The organism is Novosphingobium kaempferiae, from assembly GCF_021227995.1.
GTDB classification, from domain to species: Bacteria; Pseudomonadota; Alphaproteobacteria; order Sphingomonadales; family Sphingomonadaceae; genus Novosphingobium; species Novosphingobium kaempferiae.
The window spans coordinates 751495-770827 of the sequence record NZ_CP089301.1; the positions used below are offsets into that span (position 1 = coordinate 751495).

Genomic DNA, 19333 nt, shown 5'->3' on the forward strand with positions numbered 1-19333 from the left:
CACCTTAGCCCCCCGCCCCGGCTTCAGGCGCTTGCGGACATCTATGATCATCGCATGCATCTTTTTCTTGGCTGCCGCAGTACCGGCCCATGCGCAACGAATCTGCGCCGTCGATCTGAACGGCAACGGTGATGCCGCCGATCCGGGCGAGCAGGCGACTTGCTCGGCAACGAGCGATGGCGAAGGTCTGTGCCCCATCCACGAAGTCGCGTGCGAGCGTGATGCGGCCGGCGCCTATAGCTGTCCCGCCGACCCGCGGTTCGCCTGTCACGAGAAGGCGCCGGGCGCAGCTCCCGCCTGCTCCCCCAACGCCTGCATCGATCTCGCCGCCAACCCCATCGTCGAAGAGCCGCCCATCGACGATCCGGGCACCGAAGCGAACGGCGGCATGGACGCCGCTGGCAATTGTCTGGGAAAGATCGAGATCTTCTCGGGCCGCGGCATGCGGTGTCGCCCGGCCGGCCTATCAACGACCCTGTCGAACTGCTGCAAGGAGCAGGGGAAGATCGTCAAGGATGGGATGGGCTCATCCATCTCCTCGATCGGCACGAAGATCGCCGTTGCCAAGGGCGTGTTTACGGGGATGAAGGCAGCATACGCGGCCTTCAGGGCGGGTGCGACCGCAAGCCAGGCCGCCAGTGCCGGAGCGAATGCGCTGGTCGTTGGCATCGACCCGACATCGATCGCGGTCAGTCTGGCGATCAATCTCATGATGGAGCTGCTGCTTTCCGGCTGCGACCAGCAGGACATGGAGACGGCGCTGCTGCGCTCTTCGGGGATGTGCCACGAGGTGGGCACATACTGCACGGCGAGCGTGCTGGGCGTTTGCCTGCAGAAGGCGCGCGGTCATTGCTGCTTCAATACGAGGATCGGCCGGATCATCCAGGAACAGGGCCGCCCGCAGCTCAGGGCCTTCAACGCCGATCCCTGGGGCACGCCGAGGCGACCGATGTGCCGCGGCTTCACGCCCGAGGAATTCCAGGCGCTCGATTTCAGCAGGATCGACCTCACCGAATATTATGCCGACATCGAGGCCCGCGCGCAGGCCGAGATCCGGACTGACATGGAGGACCGCGTCAATGCGTACGTCGATGCCGTCGATCCCTAGCGCTGTGGCCGTCACCGCAGCGTGCGTGGTGGCGCAACTGATCATGCCGCTTTGCTTCGCCCAGCCAATTGCGCCTGCGCCTTCAAGTCGCGGCGCGCGGCAGTCCGTCTCCGATCAGGGACAGGCCTCCCTCGAGAGGCTCAAAAGCGCCATCGGCAACACGAGGCAAGAGGTGGAGGAACTTCCCGACCCTGTCCTTCCGCAAGGCAGCGACCAGAACGCTGAGCGCCGGGCGTTCGACGGGCTGCATCGCCGGGCCATTTCAAAAGACCTCGAGACACGGGCGCGGGCAGCGCACGCGCAGGGGGCGGCCGGTCTTGCCGCAGAGCGCGAACGCCAGGCCAGGGCCCTGCGGGTGGCGCTGGGACTGGAACCATCGGAGGAACGCGCTTTATCCGTCGCTGATCCCGCCCAACCCGCCGGCACGGGCAGGCAATGGGTTCCCGTGGTGTTCGTCTCCTCATCCATGCCGCTGGCGATGCTGCGCAGCTATGCGGCGCAGCTCGAGCCAGTTCACGGCGTAATGGCGCTGCGCGGGGTGCCGGGCGGTCTTGAGAAGATGGGCCCGATGGCAAAGCTCTCGGCCGAGATTCTGCGGCTCGATCCGGGCTGCGAGGGCCCCGCGTGCCGCATGCGCGATGTCCAGCTGGTCGTCGATCCGATCGTGTTTCGCCAGCACGCGATCACCCGGGTGCCGGCGCTCGCGATGATCCCGGGGGATCCGACCCAGACCTATTGCGAGCGCGACGACGACAGCCTGCGCGCATCCCACATCGTCTACGGCGACGCCGCGCTCAGCGGACTTCTTGAGGAATACGCCCGCCTTGGCGGCAAGGAGGAGGTGCGCGGTGCTCAGGCTCTACTTGGTATTCGCTAGAACCCTGTTAGCTGCCTGGATCGCGCTGGGTCAGCTGCCGCGGCAGGCGGCGAGCGCGCTGGGGGCTGCGGACGGTGACCAGCCTGCACGTCCGGCCCGGTTCACCCTCGTCCTGCTGGTCGTGCTTCCCAGCGCCCTGTTTGCGGCTCTCGTCATGCCGCGGATACATCTGGTCATGACGCCCTCGATCGATGCTTACGCAGTTCGTGTAAGTCCGGGACCGATCAGACGCGGCGATTATGTGATGTTCACGCTTCGCCACCCCGTCGCGGGACCCAATGCCGTCCAGGTAACCAAGCATGCCCTGTGTCTCCCGGGCGATCGGCTCACGCTATCGGAACGACCCTCCGCGCACGCCCCCTCGGCAACGGGCGTCCATTACTATTGCAACGGCAGGCTGCTCGGGGTCAGCCTTCCCGAAGCGCGCGGCGGCCTGAAACTCGAACACATGAACTGGAGCGGGGTGATCCCGCCGGGCCTGGCCTATGTCGGATCGCCCCATCCTCGAGGGTTCGACAGCCGCTATCTTGGCCTGCTTCCCATTGCGAGGCTGACCCGCATGGAGCGCATACTGTGAAACTGCGGCGCCCTCCTGCCGCATTCATCGGCGCCCTGGCCTTGCTCTGCTCGGGCGGCACAGTAGCGGCACAGCAACCCTCGACGCCCGGTCAAAGGCACGGCTACTGGTGGTACGAAGCACCGAAACCTGAACCCGAAGCCGATCGCGACGATGCCACCATCGAGCGCCCCCACATCCCGCCCATGGAACAGCTGGCGACCTGGACACCGCCACGGATCCGCGATCTCATCGCGAGGCAGCGAGACTACGCGGCCACCGTGCTCACGGTCGATGCCGTCGCGGATTTCTGGCGTCTGCAGGACTTTGCCCGGCGCAAGGCCAGGGCATTCGCCGGGGTCACGCAGCTTGCCATGCTGCAGCACCCCGAACTCAATTCCAGATCAGCAAACCCCATGGTCGGCGATGCCCGCTCGCAGCTTGGCGCACAAAAGGATGCCCAGCGAAGATCGTACCTGGGCGCGAACGCCGGTGAGTTTGCGCTGGTCATGTTTTCGAGATCGAGCTGCGGCTATTGCCGGGTGCAGTGGCGGATCGTCCAGCGCTTCCAGGAGGAAATGGGCTGGCAGGTCACGCTCCTCGATCTCGACAGACGGCCCGAAGTGAAGGAGAGGTTCGGGGTCGAGATAACGCCGACGACCATGGTCATCCGGCGGGGCAGCGCGCAGCGGATGATCATTGCCTCGGGCGTCGAAGCCTACCCTGCGCTGGCGCAAACGGCCTATCAGGCCGTGCGCCTGCTGCGCGGCGACATACGGCCCGAACAGTTCCTGACGGGGGCGGGAGAGGAAGGCGGTTTCTTCGATGCGCTCGCCAACGGTCCCGTCTCGGCGGGCGAACCCGCAGCTGCGGCCGCCGATTCTATGGCTCCAAGCGCAGAGATCACGCCATGAAACGGGCGCTGATCCTGCTCGCCATGCTGGCCGCCATCGCCCTTGCCGCTTCGGCCTATGCAAAGCCGCCAAGCCGTCAGGACGCGCAGCGCGCCGCGATCCATCCCGTGGCGGATCCGCGCGCGATGCGATCCTGGCTGGAGCGGGTGCCTGTCACCCGCTACTTTCCGGATGACTTTCAAGCGACGTTGCGCGGCCACGGCCCGGCATTCATCGCCGAGATGACCACTGCGCCAGGCTGCCTTCCGTGCGGTGATGCGTGGCAAAAGCTCTCTACGTTGGGCGCGCGGTACGGCTGGCGGGTGCGCACGATCAGCCATGAGGATGCCCTGCGGCGCTCGGGACGGCTGGGACTGCCGTGGGTGGGCCATCCGGTGGTCTGGGTCCGCCCTGTCGATGACACGGGCCGGCTGATCCCCGTCGCGATCGGCACCGATCATGCGCCCAATCTTGCCCGCAATCTCTATCTTGCTGCAAAAATACTGAGCGGTGTGAAGCCCGCCGTGGGGGTCCGGGCCATGGCCAAGTTCACCGGCATCGTCGGGCTTCCCCGACCGCCAGCCCCGCAAAGACAATAACGCGCGGGCCCGGAAACGCCGGCAGGTCGCGCCGGTCTCGGAGCAACCCCGATCTCCAGCCCAGGTCCAAACCGGCGCCGAAACCATACCAAGACCCAGGCCAGGCACCATTTTCAGCCAGAACGAAGCTGGCGAGCCGGACACTCGAAATCCGCACATTGCTGGCCCCGCCCTGACCTTGAAACCGCAAAAGCCGAGAACATCGCACCCCATCATCCGGTCCGCACAGTCAAGGAGACGCTATCATGAAAAGGTCGATCCGCTATCTGCAGGTCCCGGCGATCCTGCTCGCGTCAGCGTTCGCACCATCGTCACACGCCCAGAGCTGGGCGGAGTCCTGGTTCGACAATGTCACTTATACGTCGCCAGGGAGCTTCGAGGATCAGACCCGTGGTTATGTGACGGCCGGCGGCATGTCCGGAAGGGTCGATGTCCACAACGACTATCTGATGTCGATGAGCCTGCCCAAGGTCCGGGCAGGTTGCGGGGGCATCGACATGTTTCTGGGAGGGATGTCTTTCCTCGATCCCGATTACCTTGTCCAGAAACTCGAAAGCATACTCCAGGCGGCCCCGGCAGTCGCCTTCCAGTATCTTCTGGAAACGCTCGATGAAAAAATGGGAAATATCATCTCGAAAATGGAAGCGGCGACCAATTTTCTCAATTCCATACAAGTCAACGACTGCCGGCTTGCCAACCGTATGGTCCAGATCGCCAAAGGCGATGATAATATTTCGGGGATTATCGAGGAAATGACGGGATACCGGTCGGTAAAGCAGGGCTTTGCGAAGAGCTATCAGCAGAGCCGCGAGAAGATCGAGGCGAACAAAAACAATCCGACCGAGGACCTGAAGGAAGCGCTCGCCAATTGCCCGGCCGAGGTCAGGGATATCTTTCGAACGGGCTCCCTGCTCGCGCATGCGGCCTCGCGCGTCGGTGCCGCGGACTGGGCAGGTGTGATGCGGGCCCGGGTCGGTGACATCTACATGCGCTGGGACGACGGGGACAAGGTGCCGCTGTTCACCGCGATCCCGCAATGCGCTGGCCAGGACACCGAGAGCGCGCAGGATTTCCTGACAGGAAGGGTTCAGCGCCGTGGCCTGAACCTGCCTCCGACCGGGGCGGACTGCACAAGGGACGGCTCGGGGCGGGGTGCTCTCGTACTGGCCCGCGAGCGGATGCTGTCGATAGCGACGAAAATCCGCACCCGCACCGCTCTGACCACCGAAGAACGCCAGTTCGTCGCGAATGTCCGCACGCTGCCCGTCTACCGAATGCTGGAGTGGGGCGTTCGCCAGGGCGTGGCGGACTCGGTCATTGCCGATACCGACGAACTGGTCGCACTTACGCTGGCCTATCAGATGCTGAATGACCTCACGCGCACCATCGACTTCACGCTCACCAATGCCGAGCGGGGCGCGGCACTGGCGGGTTCGGCTGATGGCAACGATGCCAATGTGTGCCAGACGCGCATACTATCGAGAGGTATCGAACAGCTTGGCACTCTACGCGACGAGGTTCTGCGGCAACGGGCGCAGATGCGGCAAAGCTACATGGCGGCGCTGGACCAGGCCAATCTGTCGGCGAGCTATGCGGGCCTGCTGCGCGATCGCGACCATGACGCGCGCAATGCCGCGGGCGCCGCTGCTCGCAGCCAGTAGACAACACCATGCGCGCCCGGCTCAAAGCCCTTCCCGCCCTTCCCCTTCTCCTTGCCGGCGCGCCTGCCCAGGCTGTCGACGCCAGCTTTCACACTTACGACGGCTTTGCCGAGACGGTGGATGCGTTTCGTCTTGTCTCGATGATCTTTGGCGATCCCAGATACGAAACATTGGTCATGATCGTGGCGACGGTTGGGATCGGCCTTGGCGCGATCATCGCCAGCGTGCGCGGCACCGGAATGGGCATCGTTGCCTTCGGCTTCCAGATCCTCATCGGCGTCGGGCTGTTTGTCGGTCTCATCGCGGCCACCGGTACCGTTCATGTCTACGACCGGGTGCGCAATGCCTATCAGCCGGTTGGCGATGTGCCCAACCTTCTCGTCCTGGTGGCCGGCGCGACCAACATGATGGAGCGGGCGCTGGTCGAGACGATCGACGATAATACCCTCGATCCCCGCGCCAAAATCGAATTCGGGGCGGGCGGGCACAGCTTCGATCTATTCCTCAACGCCGTCTCGCCGCGCGGGCCGATGACGGACGTCTTTCTCGACAGCACGATCAAGGACTATGTGCGCCAGTGCTATCCGGTCGCCCGCGTCTCGCCGGCCTACGACATCGATGACGACAAGCTCCTGCGCAGCGCCAGCGACCTTCCCGCCGCCTTTGCGGCGATGGCCGGACCAGCGACATTCTCGACGGTCTATACAGAGACCGACAAGGGTGGAACGACGGTCAGCTGCACCGAGGCGTGGGCGCACATCTCGGACAGGCTTGGCGATCCGGTTCTTTTCGATGGCTATTCCAGGCAGGTCTGCGCGCGCACCGGTTACGATCTCGAGAATACCCAGCAGATGACGCGATGCCGTCAGCAGCTCGGGGAGATGGGGCAGATGATGCTGGACCGCCCGCTCACGGCGCAAGGCTTGATGACGCACATCCTGCTCGGCAACAGCATCGGCGATGTCCTGTTCGAGGACTCGCCTGCAAGCGCGGCGCGGGTAATGGCCAACCGGGCGGTTATTTCCAGCGGTCTCGCGACGATGTCGGTTGCGAACGAGTGGATGCCGACAATCCGCGCGACGGTCTTCGGCATCATGCTTTTCATGATCCCGGTCGCGCTGCTTTTCGTACTGACGCCGATAAACCTCAGGGTTGCGAGCTTTGCACTGGGAATGTTCGTGTTCGTGGCGCTGTGGGGTGTGATCGATGCCGGGATTTACCAGCTCACGCTCGGGCGCGCTCTGGCGACGCTTGAGGAGCTGCGCTCCAACGCGGTCGCGGCGAATGCCTGGTTCCTTGCCCCGTCCGCAGCGATGAAGGCGCTCGCAATCTTCGGCAGCTTCAGGACCGCGGCTGCAGGGCTCGCGGGCGCGTTCGTTTTCACCGTCTTCCGCTTCAGCGGCAACATGTTCACGGCATTTACGTCGGGCTCGCTCGGGATCGCAGGCCAGGGAACCGCGGCGGCCTCGGTGATGGGAACGGCCGAGGGGCAGGCATCGGCCCTCGAGGCCCAGGCTTCGGCCATGGGCACCCGCGCGCGCGCCTCTGCCGCGTCCAGCTTTGGCGACTTCGGCGAGCGCTCCGGTTTCAGCAGCAATCGCGCGTTCGGCGAGGCAGGCCACATCCTTGGGGAACGCCCTGCCCCATCCGGCACGGCCGCTTTTGCACTTGGCGATATCGAAGGCGCGCGTCAGCTTGGGAGCCTGGCCCCTGCTCTCGATGGCCGTGACCTCTCAGACCCGGCGGTCTCCCGCGCGGTGCAGGCGAACGCCGCGACCGCTGCGATCCACCAGTTCGCCGAGAAGGACGCGCTGCGCGACCTTGGTACGGGCTACTTCGGGACGGGCGAGGCTGGCGAGAAGGCATTCGCGGCTTTCAGCCAGAACCTTGTCCAGTGGCGGGCATTTGGCGACAACCGGGCCTATGGCATGATGAAGCAGGCGGCCACACGCCACTTCGAAAGAGCGGGCTATTCGCCTGCAGACGCCGAACTCAAGGCTTCTGGGGTGATCGCGGAAGCGCAGGCGGATCCGACCTATGCCAAGCTAATCGCCAACGCATGGCAGCAGGAGCAGATGCTGGAGAATGATCTCACGGCCGCACAAGTCCAGGTTGGCGCGATGGAGGGTCGACGCGATCATGCAGGCACCCAAGTTGCAAATGACGAGCGCGCGAACGTTGCGACCGAACAAGGCTGGCGAACCGGCGGTAACCGAGGGCAGCGTCAGGCGGCGGGAATGCTGGGCCTGTCCGTTGACGAGACATCGCGCCGCATCGGCTTCATCAATGCGCTTTCGGGCGAGGCGCGCAGCACTGCGATCTCGCAGCTGGCGCGCTCGACCGGGCGTAACGACGCCCAGGTTCTCGCCGCTCTTGAGCGCTATAATACCGCTGTGCAGGTCGGCACGGCGGATGGCGCCACTGCCGAGGCAGGACGGGAGGGTACGAGTGTCTATGGCCGCACACGCGAGGCGGCGGGCTACGATTTTGCGGAACGCTCCGGCAAGCTCGACGCCCAGCGGGAAGTCGGGACCTCGGGAACGCGTGACGCCGCCCGCACTGGCGAGCAGCGGCGCCAGTCGGAGAATTTCGGTTTTGCGCAAGGTGCTTCGGCAGCGGGCGTATCGACCCGCGAGGCGGCGCGCCTCGACAGCTTCATTCAGGCGCTGACGCGCACGGCAGGCAATCAGGTCGACATGGCAGAGGGCGGCGCCGCCGGGATCGCCGACCGCGCGCGGAACGAGCGCCTGACATCCATCGTGGATCGCGAGCGGCTGACCCGCATGCAGCGCCTGCTGGCCGACAACGGCATCGATCTCAGCAGGCGTCAGATCGCAATGGACCAGAACGGCGACCTCAGCCTCAACCTGACTCCCCAGACGGCAGCAGCAATGTGGAAGGCGGGCCTGATCAACGAGAGCCAGCTTGGCGCGATCGCAAATGGCGGCAACGCGCGCTTCAGCTTTGCGCACAATGATCTTCTGGTTTCCAGCGGCACCGCCTTCAGCAAATCGGCACGCAGCGACACAAGCACGCGGTTCGAGGCCGGCAAGCAGGCTGGGCCAGACACGATCGAGCATTTCATGGGCGGTGGCAAGGAAGGACAGGAGATGCTGGCCAACTGGCTGCGCGGCGGCTTCGAAATGAACCGCAAGGGCGAATGGCGTCTAAAGCCACAAGTCGCAGACACCCTACAGCGCGACGTACAGGCCATCATATCGCAAACCGGGTGGATAAGGAATCTTACGCGAACTGCGCAAGATCAAAACTTTATGGGCACAAATATCAGCTTCGATGTTAACGCAAGTTTGGCGGCATCGGAAAGCCAACCATCCGTTAAAGGCGCCGGGCGGCGGCAAGCAATGAGTGCGCCGACACGCGCTGGTCGCAAGACTGCCGGTGGCGTTGGTTCGAAACTAGCTTTTGAAAGTCGGGACGTCGGCATGACTTCCGAGAACGCACAAGCCACGCTCGACGTCGTGAACTACGATATTCGACAGGCAATTGGCGCAGCGGAACGTACGGCGAGCATGTCACCTGACCCCGCTTCCGCGTTTTCTCAAAGTTTATCAGAGGGCATAATGGCGACCGGCGGTATTCGACAACGCTACCTTGAGGATGCCGACAATGGTCGAGCGACATTCGATCTCACAGGGCCGCTTACTTCGTTGGAACAGAATTCCGTTCTTTCCGAAGGACGCTTCTCCAACGACATTGATGGAAGCCTCGGCGATGGAAGGCTCTTAAGTAAACGCGCGCCTAAGGATTAGCGCGGGCCCGTATAGTTAGGGCTATGCGGATCAAGGGTATTGCCAATCCAAAGTGGGCCAGATCTCGGATCCATCGGATTACCTAGCCCGCAGCTGTCATCCATGAAATCTGGATCAGGATCCGATAGCCAAATCAGCCCCTCGTTATTTATCAAGCGATCGAACCATTCGCGAAAAAAGCCGATGCCCAACAGCATAAATACGACTGGCGGGAAGAAGAATATGTTCATGACGCCAGCTAAGGCAGTACTATAGAACTGCGCAATATCGAAGTAAGCAGATCCCGCCATACCCAGCCACCAGCAAGGTGTCGCAGACCACCAGAATTTTGCGTACCAGGGGGCCCAAATCCATTTCGCTGCGCGCGGGTACTCTAGGCCCTTCTTCGCATCGTGACCAGCGCCGTCGGTCTCCATCCTGCGATCCTTTCTCAATCAATTTATCATGATTGTGGTTTTGTGACACGCGATATCGACTGATTGCGAATAGTCGCGACGTTACCAAGTCCCCCATTTGTTCTCTTGGAAGAGTCTGCTATGGTCTCTCCGCGTTGCGCAAAGGGCAGCGCCGGGACTGGTAATCCCGAACAATCGATTGCCTCCGAAAACTCTCAGTTTTCGGGGTGCTGTCGCATATGTCCAGCCCTCGCGGGTAAAAGCGGCGGCGGATGTTCGATTGTTCATCTTACCAGCCCCGGTGACTCCCGTGCCTAGCGCGCGGGAGTTTCGGGAACGCACGCATCCTTCCTGTCACTCTTGGATCGTCCTCGCCGGATGCGCAGTGGAGGTTCGCGTGACGCGTAATCCGGTTATCGGCAACCTGCCGCCCAAGGATCATAGCATCGAGCACTTCGGCTCATCCAATCATTACCGCGTTTTGGCTGCAGACACGTATTTTCGCGCTTTGGAATTCATCAATTTGATGAATCTAAACATGGTTGAGCAGCGCCCCTCCCAGGTGATCAAGAACGCGGCGTATGCATTACAGTTCGCACTGAAAGCTGCGCTCCTCTATTCCGATAGTACCGAAAACTGGATTGACCGCCATCTCGGTCGCGATCTTGAAGCTGCAATGGCGCTAGCCTCATCGTTCGGCATGCCGCCGCCAACACCGGAATTTGCGGGCATACTGCCGGAGCTTTCGCGCCACCATGCGGCAGGCCGCAATTTTGGACAGGCGCGCATCCTATCCGTAATGAACTCCAGGCAGATATCTGAAAACGTACTATCGATAATCGAAGTGGTTGGTCAGATGATCGAAATAAAAACGAACGACCGCGCTGACATGTAACGGCCAGAGGATTACAATTATTGTTGTTGAGTTTCTGCCGCCTGAAGCCTTTGCGGCCGTGGGGGAGGTTGCGTGGCGACATAGCCTTCAATGCCGGGGGCATGGCAAATATATACATCGACGCCTCGCCGGCACTGACGGTGGCTGCGGGCCCGCCAGACGATAAAAGGGCAAGTACCTTCGAGATTGCCGATTTCATTATCGCTGTCCGCAGGCTGTGGACAACTGGTCTCCAGAAAGCCTGAGCACCTGAGCACGCCTTGATCGGTCATCTGGTTGCGTCATGGTGAGCGCACGTCACGGGTCAAAAACAATGATCCGGCGGCGCAACACAGACTTCGACAGGACGAACTTCTCATGAACAACAGCGAGCTCGCAGACGTTATCGCCGCCGATCACGGCCTCGCCAAGACCGATGCCCGCAAGATCGTCGATGCCGTCTTCGACGCCATCGGCAACGCGGCGGCGAAAGGCGAGGAGGTTTCGCTCAACGGTTTCGGCAAGTTCAAGGTCAAGGACAGCCCGGAGCGTGAAGGCCGCAACCCTGCGACGGGCGAGGCCATGACCATCAAGGCGTCGAAGAAGCTCGGTTTCACGGCCGCCAAGGGCGTGAAGGACAAGCTCAACGCTTAAACCGAAGAGGCCTGCGGTGCCGCGCTGACAGCTGGCGCTGCAGGCTTTTTCAATACTGAAGGCGCATACCCGGGGACGAGCGGACATGATCGTACGCATCGAATTTGCGGGCGCCACCGACCTCGATGATTGGGCTGCCCTACGCGCCGCGCTCTGGCCGGATGGCTCAACGGCGGAGCACCGGAAGGATCTGGTCGACTTGATGGCCGAGCATCAACCTATCGTCGGCTTCCTTGCGCGCGATCTGCGGGGCACTTTGGTCGGGTTTGCCGAAGCCGCCTTGCGGATCGACTACGTCAACGGATGCGAGACATCCCCCGTCGCGTTCCTCGAAGGGCTCTTTGTTGCAAAGGAGTGTCGCCGCCAAGGCATCGGCCGCGGGCTCGTCGAAGCGGTCGAAGCATGGGCTCGGCTCAAGGGTTGTACCGAAATGGCTTCCGATGCCCTTATGGAGAACACGGTTTCCCACGCCATGCACGCGGCGCTTGATTTCGAGGAAACCGAGCGGGTGGTGTTCTTTCGCAAGGTTCTCGATCCGGCGCCACGCTTGAGTTAAGTTGCGGGCACGGTGGACATTCCCCCCAATCAGCTCAAACCGCGACATATTCCTCAGCAGTATCAACAAATTATCGGTAGCGGATTCTTAGCGAATATTGCGGCCCCCGGCACCGTTTGCACCGCCGTCCGTTAAAGCCTCACCATAGATATGGAGAGGTTGCCATGAACCCGACGTTGAGGTTTGTTCTCGCTCTGCCGTTCCTCACCCTGGCTGTCCTGCTTTCGATCCCAAGCTGCCTTTGCATGTACGCCGCTGCACGCATCGAGGGACAGAACCCGGTATAAGCGAGCCAGCAGACGTTGCGAGGGGTTGCCGCACGCGGGTTCGCTCGTCAGGCTGCGCTTGATCACGCCAATGGTCCGCCGGACGCTTGGCCCGTGATGGAATTCAGACCTTGTCCGGTTCCGTTCCATCATCCTGCAGGGCGCTGCTGATCATTGCGGCCAAGGTGTCTTCCGCCCGAGCGCGGATGGCTGAATCTTTGGCCTCGAGGTCGCGCCGGACCCATTGCGGCGCCCGCTCGAGAACGTGACGGATGATGGGCGTAAGATCCTTTGTCATGCCGAGCCTATGACCTAACCATCCCGGGCTGTCCAGCAGTGCCCGCAGTGCGGAAACCGGACCGTCAGTGCTTCCATCCTTGGTTGCAAGACCGGCAATAAAGAAAAAGCCGGCACTAAGGCCGGCTACAAAGTTTGGGAGAGGATGCCTGAAAGGCAGCCGCAATGTGGGTGATGGCAGCTCCGAGGACCAGTGCAATTGACGCATGGGGCTTCCCGCGTTCTGCAACTGCGTGCTGAACATAGATCGACATTGGCTAGTGGGACGCGATGATCGACGGGTAGGTGACGAACTGGATGGTCTTTGATATCTGAGCCTGTCTTCGGAAGGCCAGGTTTGTGCGGCACGGCGTTTGGCCCGTAATGGGGCATCTTCCCGTTCAGTCTATGGTACTAGGACGATGAATGCACTTGAAAAGCGCCGTAATCGGGGCAATGCATCAAGCATTGCCATAGGGGCATAAGCGTCTTTAGGCGCCAGAAATATCGAGAGGGGCAATATCGATGCCTGATACCGAACCGACTTCTGATATCGCCGCTCTGACCGTACAGCTTCTGAGTGCATATCTGGGCAACAACACCGTCGGCGCTGACGATCTCGCCGGCCTCATTCGCTCGACGCGCGCTGCTCTCACCGAGGATACAGCGTCGTCGTCGGCGGAGCCTGAGGCACCGACGTATGAACCTGCAGTATCGGTGCGTAAAAGCCTTTCATACGACGACCACATCATTAGCCTTATCGATGGAAAGCCTTACAAGGCCCTCAAGCGCCATTTGACAAGTCATGGGCTGACTCCTGCGGAATACCGGGAACGCTACAACCTACCCGCAACTTATCCGATGGTTGCACCGGGTTTCGCTGCCCAGCGTCGCGAGATCGCCAAGAAGATCGGCTTGGGCAATCGCAATTCCGCGGTCGGGGAGACCGAGGCAAGCGCATCGGCATCCGAAGCTCCTCCGGCAACTTCTGTCGATGCGCAAGCGCCGAAGGTAGAAGTGGCGAATGCACCGCTGCCGAATGCTTCTCCCGTGAAGGTCAAGCAGACCAGCGCTCGCAAGCAACGCAAGGCTGCGCCGCGGGAAGCGATCGCCGATTCCGGTGTAACCGTTGATACGCCGCCGAACCAACCTGCAAAGGACCCTGAAGCAACAGTGCCGAAGAAGAAGGCTTCAGCAAAGTTCAAGGGGAGCACGGCGCCTGCGAAGGTTCCTGCGGCCAAGAAGTCGGCCGCTCGCAAACCCAAAGCGGTGCAGGAAGTAAGCGAGGTCAAACCATCTGATGCACCAGTCGAAAATCCGAAACCAGCTCCGAAACGGCGTGGGAAGCTCGGACTATTCAACCGGGAGGAAACGGACTCCAAGAGCACTGTGGCAGACCAAACAACGCCTGCCACCCCAGACAAAGCAACTGACAAAGCGGAAAAGAAGACGCCACGGGCGAAGCGCATGGCACGCGCACCGAAAACTCCTACCCCTGCAACGGACGGTGGTAACGACGTGTGATCGTAAAGCGGGGGCCGGCGTCAAGCGGCCCCCACCATTCACTGGTCAAGCAACGTCCAAACCTATCGCTGCTGATTTTCACTGCGCCTGTGATGGCAGTCGACCGGGCAGGACGGTAAATTTCGGTAATTGCTTAGCGACAGGGCTTGGGGCATTCGCGACTGTCGGCTTTCGAGAAGCCCACCGAGGAGAGCGGTCATTCACGGACCTGCAGAATCCTACTGGCGGTAGGGCGGCAATGCGGCCACTCCAGACCGTACAACTGGGAATTCAGCGCTCCTATGAATGGACATTTTGCTTCTGATCGGGGCTGAGACAATCGCGTCTACCGCTCTTCTGGACGAGGCGTATCAATTCTGGGCACCATATGGCGCCGAAAATGCAGCCTATGGATCGGCAATGTCTTTGGGGCACCCCAACAATCACACCGCCAAATTGATTTCCGTGCTTGGAGCCAACTAACTTGCGTGCCAGCTCGATTTGGTTCGCGATCAAGGAAGTGAGGAGTCTAAGAGCTGGCACCCAAAGCTTGCGCGACGAGTTTTTCGCTCTCCATCCAGAATTTCGTCAAAGCCGCCTCGTCCATCGCCTGTGGATGGGGCTGAGCCTCGATCCCGTTCTTCCAGTATGCACCATGCGTGGATCGAAGCAGGTCACCCACAGCGAGGTGCAGTAGCAAGGCGGCACCTTGTTCCGATGTCATCATCGGTAGTTCGCGCACGTGATCCCGGGTTTCCTGAGAAGCACGATCGAAGAAGCGTGACGCGACCGGGCCGGGCGCCGCGATGTGCACGGTGATCGCCTTGCTTGCGAGTCGCTTCGCCAATTCACGTGCGTGCATAACGTTGGCTAGCTTGGCGATACAGTAAGCGAGCCCGGTCGAGAATGTCGACAGACCCTGTATGTCCTCGAAGTTGATCGGCGGTGCCGCCTCACTCGCACCCGAAGAGGTGAATATGATCCGCACCGACCCTGCCTGCGCCCTTATTGCCGTGCGTTCAATAAGCGGTGTTAGGCGCGAGGTTATTACGAAGTGCGCGAGATGGTTGGTAGCAAAACTCTTCTCGAGGCCTTCGTTTGTCATCTGCAGCCTGTCGACCATACCTCCTGCGTTATTGAAAAGCAGGTCAATCCGGTCGGTCATGGCAATGATCCTGTCCGCCGTGCGCGAAGCTTCTTTCAAAAGCGAGAAGTCCGCGCAGAACAGGTCCACCCGTGCACCGGGCTCGGCATAGGCCCTGATTTCCCGTTCGGCCTCAGCGGTGCGAAAAAGGTCGCGTCCGGTCCCGATGATCCGATAGCCTCGCCGGGCGAGTTCGGCTGCAGCAGCCCTACCTAACCCGGAACTGGCACCTGTAATGATAGCTGTGGGAAACTCGTCCAAGGAATGCTCCGTCACAAAGAGAATTGACGTGCGCCTGAGAAACTTAGGTCATAGTGTGACTTGCGACAGGTCGATGGAAGCCACGGTGAACCGGTAATGCCGCACGTGCACTGTATTGCGGGCTGTTAGCTTATATTCGACAATGTACTGCGCGATCAGACCAAACCGGACGGATGCCGGATAGCGTGAGCAGGTGCTGCTTCAGTCAACCAGTTCACCTCTACGCAGCCAGCTTAATCCTCGGGCGCCAGTGTTACACGCAGGCCGGACAAACTTTCAGTCAATAATATCTGGCACGAGAGCCGCGACCTCTCATCACGGTGGCTCGAGGTGTCGAGAAGGTCATCTTCGTCTGGACTCATTGACGAGGTTAGATCCGAAAAAGCCGCGTCAACGAAGACATGGCAAGTAGCGCATGAACAGCAGCCACCGCACAGCGCCAGCATGTCATCGAAACCAGCGTCGCGGATCACCTCCATGACTGTCCGGTCCGGGGGAGATACGATGGCACGCTCGTTTCCGGCGCGATCTGTGACAATCAGTTCGGGCATAGCATTTCCTCGATGCTTTGAAGATTGGTGCACGCCGTCCAACGGCGCATCGGCAATTTTAGAAGCTGTAACGAAGGCGCGCGCCGTACATCCGTGGCTCGCCGAGCGTGGCGGTCTCGAACCCGGTGGACGACCAGAGCCCGGTGACATAGGTAAAGTAGCGTTCCTTCGTCAGATTGGTGACGAATGCAGTCAGATCCACGGGCGTGTCCGCGATTGACTTCCAGCCTGCGTTGAGGCTGACGAGATTGATCGGGGCGATGATCCCGATATCGCGCCCCAAAAGTGCGATACTGGCCGGGTCGCGCGATGCGTAGCTCGCCCTTTGAGCGCCCGTGTAACTGTAGGTCGCTCCGAAACTGATCTCGCCGATCTGCCGACCCAGGGGCAGGGTGTAGGCTCCCGAGAGCACCAGTTTGTGAGTTGGCGTCAGGGCAAGCCGGTCTCCCTCAATCACTGCCGACCCGACGATATAGGGATCATTGGCTGGCAGCGTGACCGCAGTGATGGACTTGATGCGGGTGTTTAAATAGGCGTAACTTGCATTGAGCGAGAGACCCGCCACCGGGCGTAGGGCCGCTTCGACCTCCACGCCGTAAATTCGCGACTTTCCTGCGTTGACCGGTCCGGTCGTGGCTGCGACGGTCCCGGCAACGGCCTGATTGTCGCCGAAACCGACCTGGATTTGCTGGTCAGCAAAGTCGTTGTAAAAGGCAGAGATATTGAAATTGCCTCTGACCGCCCCATTGAATGACGCCTTTGCGCCGACCTCGAAAGTATCGACCTTTTCAGGGCGGAAACGCTGATATTGTACCGGAGCGTCAGGTTTGATCCCGCCGGTGCGGTAGCCGCGCGCATACTTGGCATAGAGGAGTACGTCATCCGTCGGCTTGAAGTCGAGGCCTACCAGCCACGTCGGCGCGGATGACTTCTGCTCCAGATCGAGAGCGCACTGCGGCAATTCAGTCGTCGGCCGCGGGCAATAGTGGGTGGCCAGGCCACCGCCTGCGACGGGAGCGAAGCTATAGGCGATCTGCGAGCTTGAGCTGCGCTGCAGATCCCAAGTATAGCGCAATCCGCCAGTGACCTTGATCTGGTCGGTGATCTCATAGCTTGCCTGCAGATAGCTTCCGATACTCTGCGTGATCAGACGGTTCCGGTTGTAGTTCACGGTGCCAACCTGCACTGGAAACCCAAGCTGCGCAGTCAGGAACAAGCCAAGGACGTCTGTGCATTGCAATGCCTGAACGTCGGTGCAGTAAAGCGATGTCGGCGACATCGATCCAACGGGACCGAGCGGTGAAGCGCGCTCATAATAGAGCCCAGCCTGCCACGTCAGGCGATTGTCTCCCGACCTGCCTTGGAACTGGAGTTCTTCGGTGAAGGTCGACTGATATGCGACGCCCTTTGCATCCGGCGAGGGCGAGAATGCCGAGAAGGGAAACGGGCGCGCAGGCTCGCCTGCTACAGGGATGGAGTAGAATTGAGTTCCGAATAGAGCAGACTGCATATTCTGTTTCAGCTGACCGTAGCTGGCAATGTTCTTGATCGTCAGCCGGTCGGTCGCGTTCCAGGCCAACGTGTTGGAAATCTGCCAGCTTGCCAGTCGAGAGCCGGGGGACTGGAAAGAGCTGCGGACATCGTAGAAGCCCTCTGCCTTGGCGGCGGCGTCCATCAACTGCGGACAGGCAAATGCACCGTATATGAAACTGGCAGGATTGCAGTCCGTAAGTTTCTGTAACGGCCCGTTCGTATTGGACCTGCTATAGGACACCACGGTGTAATTCTCGAGCGTCGGTGTCAGCTCGGCGACGATGCTGCCTCTCAAAGCCAGGTAATCGACATCGGCGAAATCATCGGGCCCGATGCCGCTGCGATTTCGCAGCCAGCCATCGCGCTTCTGGCGATCCATGCCGAGGCGAACGCGGAACGTATCTGCCAAAGGTATGTTAACCACGGCCTCAACCCGTCGCAAATCGTAGTTGCCGATCGAACCTTCGACATAACCTTCGAACACATCGGTCGGGCGCTGCGGAACCAGGATGACCGCGCCTCCGGTCGTATTGCGTCCGAACAACGTGCCCTGTGGCCCTTTAAGGACCTGAACGTTCTGGAGATCGAAGAAACTGCCCGGGCCGGCGCCATCTCCGGTTGGAAGCGCCGGGTTCCCGCCGCGCGGTGCCACCACATCGGCGAAGTAGACGCCGACGGAGGGGCCTGTGCCGATATCCTGCACGAAGCCGCGTACCGCAAAGGTCGAATTGTCGCTGCCGAAGTTGCTATTGGCGGCGAGAGACGGAGTGAACCTCGCGAGGTCCTCTGCCTTGACGACATTGCGCTCGGTAATCTGTGTCTGATTGAAGACCGTCATCGAGATCGGGACGTCTTGCAGTCGTTCTTCAACGCGGCGCGCCGTGACGATAATATCGCCGGCGTTGCCCTCTTCCTGAGCCAAAGATGGAGTCGCGGTGCACAAACTCGCTGTAGCGAGAAGCGCGGATTGAATTCCACGAAGGCTCAAAGTCTCTCTCCCATATCCTGAAAACTAAGGGTTTTCATTGCGGATGATCGTTGATTGTCATCCGTTTAGCTCTCGGGTTTTCAGCCCAATGGCGCCAAGGGCGCTACTTGGCTGTCCGCGCATTTAGCGATTGACGAACGAGCGGCGCTGCTTCTTCAACGTTGGAAGAAGCTAGGAGCCGAACCCGTGAAAGCCGCCAAGAGCCAGACATCGTCACCTCAACTAAGCGATTCGGAGTTGCACAATCTAAGCAACTTGGAGGTGCATAGATTGTTGCAAGCGAACCCGTCAAGGGGAACGGACCCACGGCAGCAACGCAGCGCCTTGGCGTTACGAAACGCTCTTTTCAGGCTTCTTGAACAGAAGGATTTCGATGAGATAACGGTTCGCGAGATAGTTGCAGAAGCCGGCGTCAATAATACGACATTCTTTCGTCATCATTCGGATAAGAGGGCCTTTTTCGATTACCTCGCGCAGGACGAAATTGATCGGCTCGTGGCCGCATCGATCCCCTCCGGGCACGGCCTTGAAGGCTACATCGCGCTGTGTGAGTATGTCCGTGCCAACCGAACCTTGTGGTCGGCGCTGCTGACTGGCGGTGCCAGCGGCATCATGCGAGATCGCTATATCAAGCTTTCGAAAACAGTCGCTTCCGAATATACTGGCCGAAAGACATGGCTTCCGCACGATCTTTCGATCATATGCAGTACTGCGATCATCGTCGAAACGATTTCATGGTGGCTAACCACAGAAGAGGACTCATATTCACCTCAGCAAATCGCCGAGATTCTCAACGAGCTGATTATGAGTGCGATCGCTCGTCCGGCGAGGAAGCCCAAGAGAACCGTCAAGAAAACTTCTGAGTGAT

At 60.7% G+C, this 19333-nt stretch carries 17 protein-coding genes; 12 read left to right on the forward strand and 5 right to left on the reverse strand.

The features are described from left to right. The first annotated feature begins 43 nt into the window (after window positions 1-43). The 7 genes from traN to LO787_RS03695 all read left to right on the forward strand — a co-directional run bounded on the left by traN (window position 44) and on the right by LO787_RS03695 (window position 9464). Window positions 44-1108: a conjugal transfer protein TraN gene (traN, locus tag LO787_RS03665; RefSeq protein WP_232494510.1), complete on the forward strand. Its 1065-nt coding sequence runs from the start codon at window positions 44-46 to the stop codon at window positions 1106-1108. 4 nt (window positions 1109-1112) lie between these two features. Continuing rightward, window positions 1113-1985: a type-F conjugative transfer system pilin assembly protein TrbC gene (locus tag LO787_RS03670; protein WP_232494511.1), complete on the forward strand. Its 873-nt coding sequence runs from the start codon at window positions 1113-1115 to the stop codon at window positions 1983-1985. Then, window positions 1957-2562 (forward strand): S26 family signal peptidase, encoded by a 606-nt coding sequence (locus LO787_RS03675; RefSeq protein ID WP_232494512.1) that lies wholly within the window; start codon window positions 1957-1959, stop codon window positions 2560-2562. The genes LO787_RS03670 and LO787_RS03675 overlap by 29 nt, the downstream gene beginning before the upstream one ends. Next, on the forward strand, window positions 2559-3455 hold the full coding sequence (locus LO787_RS03680; protein ID WP_420847785.1) for a conjugal transfer protein TraF: 897 nt from the start codon (window positions 2559-2561) through the stop codon (window positions 3453-3455). The genes LO787_RS03675 and LO787_RS03680 overlap by 4 nt, the downstream gene beginning before the upstream one ends. Further along, window positions 3452-4033, forward strand: coding sequence for a hypothetical protein (locus LO787_RS03685; protein WP_232494513.1), 582 nt, complete (start codon window positions 3452-3454; stop codon window positions 4031-4033). Before LO787_RS03680 ends, LO787_RS03685 begins: the two co-directional genes overlap by 4 nt. A 245-nt stretch (window positions 4034-4278) precedes the next feature. Further along, window positions 4279-5694: a conjugal transfer protein TraH gene (locus LO787_RS03690; RefSeq protein ID WP_232494514.1), complete on the forward strand. Its 1416-nt coding sequence runs from the start codon at window positions 4279-4281 to the stop codon at window positions 5692-5694. Between the two features lie 8 nt (window positions 5695-5702). Then, on the forward strand, window positions 5703-9464 hold the full coding sequence (locus LO787_RS03695; RefSeq protein WP_232494515.1) for a conjugal transfer protein TraG N-terminal domain-containing protein: 3762 nt from the start codon (window positions 5703-5705) through the stop codon (window positions 9462-9464). Here LO787_RS03695 and LO787_RS03700 read toward each other — a convergent pair. Continuing rightward, the gene (locus tag LO787_RS03700; RefSeq protein ID WP_232494516.1) at window positions 9461-9880 is read right to left on the reverse strand and encodes a hypothetical protein; all 420 of its coding nucleotides are present in this window, start codon (window positions 9878-9880) and stop codon (window positions 9461-9463) included. The genes LO787_RS03695 and LO787_RS03700 overlap by 4 nt on opposite strands. A gap of 376 nt (window positions 9881-10256) precedes the next feature. Between LO787_RS03700 and LO787_RS03705 the strand changes: the two genes are divergently transcribed. The 3 genes from LO787_RS03705 (at window position 10257) to aac(6') (ending at window position 11943) form a co-directional block, all read left to right on the forward strand. Beyond that, entirely contained in the window at window positions 10257-10754 is a 498-nt protein-coding gene (locus tag LO787_RS03705; protein WP_232494517.1) for a hypothetical protein, read from the forward strand. 357 nt (window positions 10755-11111) lie between these two features. Continuing rightward, complete coding sequence (locus LO787_RS03710) at window positions 11112-11387, forward strand: HU family DNA-binding protein (protein WP_232494518.1); 276 nt, start codon at window positions 11112-11114, stop codon at window positions 11385-11387. Window positions 11388-11472: 85 nt separating this feature from the next. Continuing rightward, entirely contained in the window at window positions 11473-11943 is a 471-nt protein-coding gene (gene aac(6') / locus LO787_RS03715) for an aminoglycoside 6'-N-acetyltransferase (RefSeq protein ID WP_232494519.1), read from the forward strand. Between the two features lie 390 nt (window positions 11944-12333). Here aac(6') and LO787_RS03720 read toward each other — a convergent pair whose 3' ends face one another. Then, the gene (locus tag LO787_RS03720) at window positions 12334-12714 is read right to left on the reverse strand and encodes a DUF6771 family protein (RefSeq protein WP_232494520.1); all 381 of its coding nucleotides are present in this window, start codon (window positions 12712-12714) and stop codon (window positions 12334-12336) included. Between the two features lie 296 nt (window positions 12715-13010). Between LO787_RS03720 and LO787_RS03725 the strand changes: the two genes are divergently transcribed. After that, window positions 13011-14009, forward strand: coding sequence for a Ros/MucR family transcriptional regulator (locus tag LO787_RS03725; protein WP_232494521.1), 999 nt, complete (start codon window positions 13011-13013; stop codon window positions 14007-14009). Window positions 14010-14517: 508 nt separating this feature from the next. Here the strand turns inward: LO787_RS03725 and LO787_RS03730 are convergent. The 3 genes from LO787_RS03730 to LO787_RS03740 all read right to left on the reverse strand — a co-directional run bounded on the left by LO787_RS03730 (window position 14518) and on the right by LO787_RS03740 (window position 18399). Continuing rightward, window positions 14518-15393 carry an SDR family NAD(P)-dependent oxidoreductase gene (locus tag LO787_RS03730; protein WP_232494522.1) on the reverse strand — a complete coding sequence of 292 codons (876 nt, stop codon included), beginning with the start codon at window positions 15391-15393 and terminating at the stop codon, window positions 14518-14520. Window positions 15394-15626: 233 nt separating this feature from the next. Continuing rightward, window positions 15627-15944 carry a 2Fe-2S iron-sulfur cluster-binding protein gene (locus LO787_RS03735; protein WP_232494523.1) on the reverse strand — a complete coding sequence of 106 codons (318 nt, stop codon included), beginning with the start codon at window positions 15942-15944 and terminating at the stop codon, window positions 15627-15629. 58 nt (window positions 15945-16002) lie between these two features. Continuing rightward, window positions 16003-18399, reverse strand: a complete 2397-nt coding sequence (locus tag LO787_RS03740) for a TonB-dependent receptor (RefSeq protein ID WP_232494524.1) — start codon at window positions 18397-18399, stop codon at window positions 16003-16005. 252 nt (window positions 18400-18651) lie between these two features. Here LO787_RS03740 and LO787_RS03745 point away from each other — a divergent pair, with 252 nt between their 5' ends. Next, window positions 18652-19332, forward strand: coding sequence for a TetR/AcrR family transcriptional regulator (locus LO787_RS03745; protein WP_232494525.1), 681 nt, complete (start codon window positions 18652-18654; stop codon window positions 19330-19332). Window position 19333 lies beyond the last annotated feature (1 nt).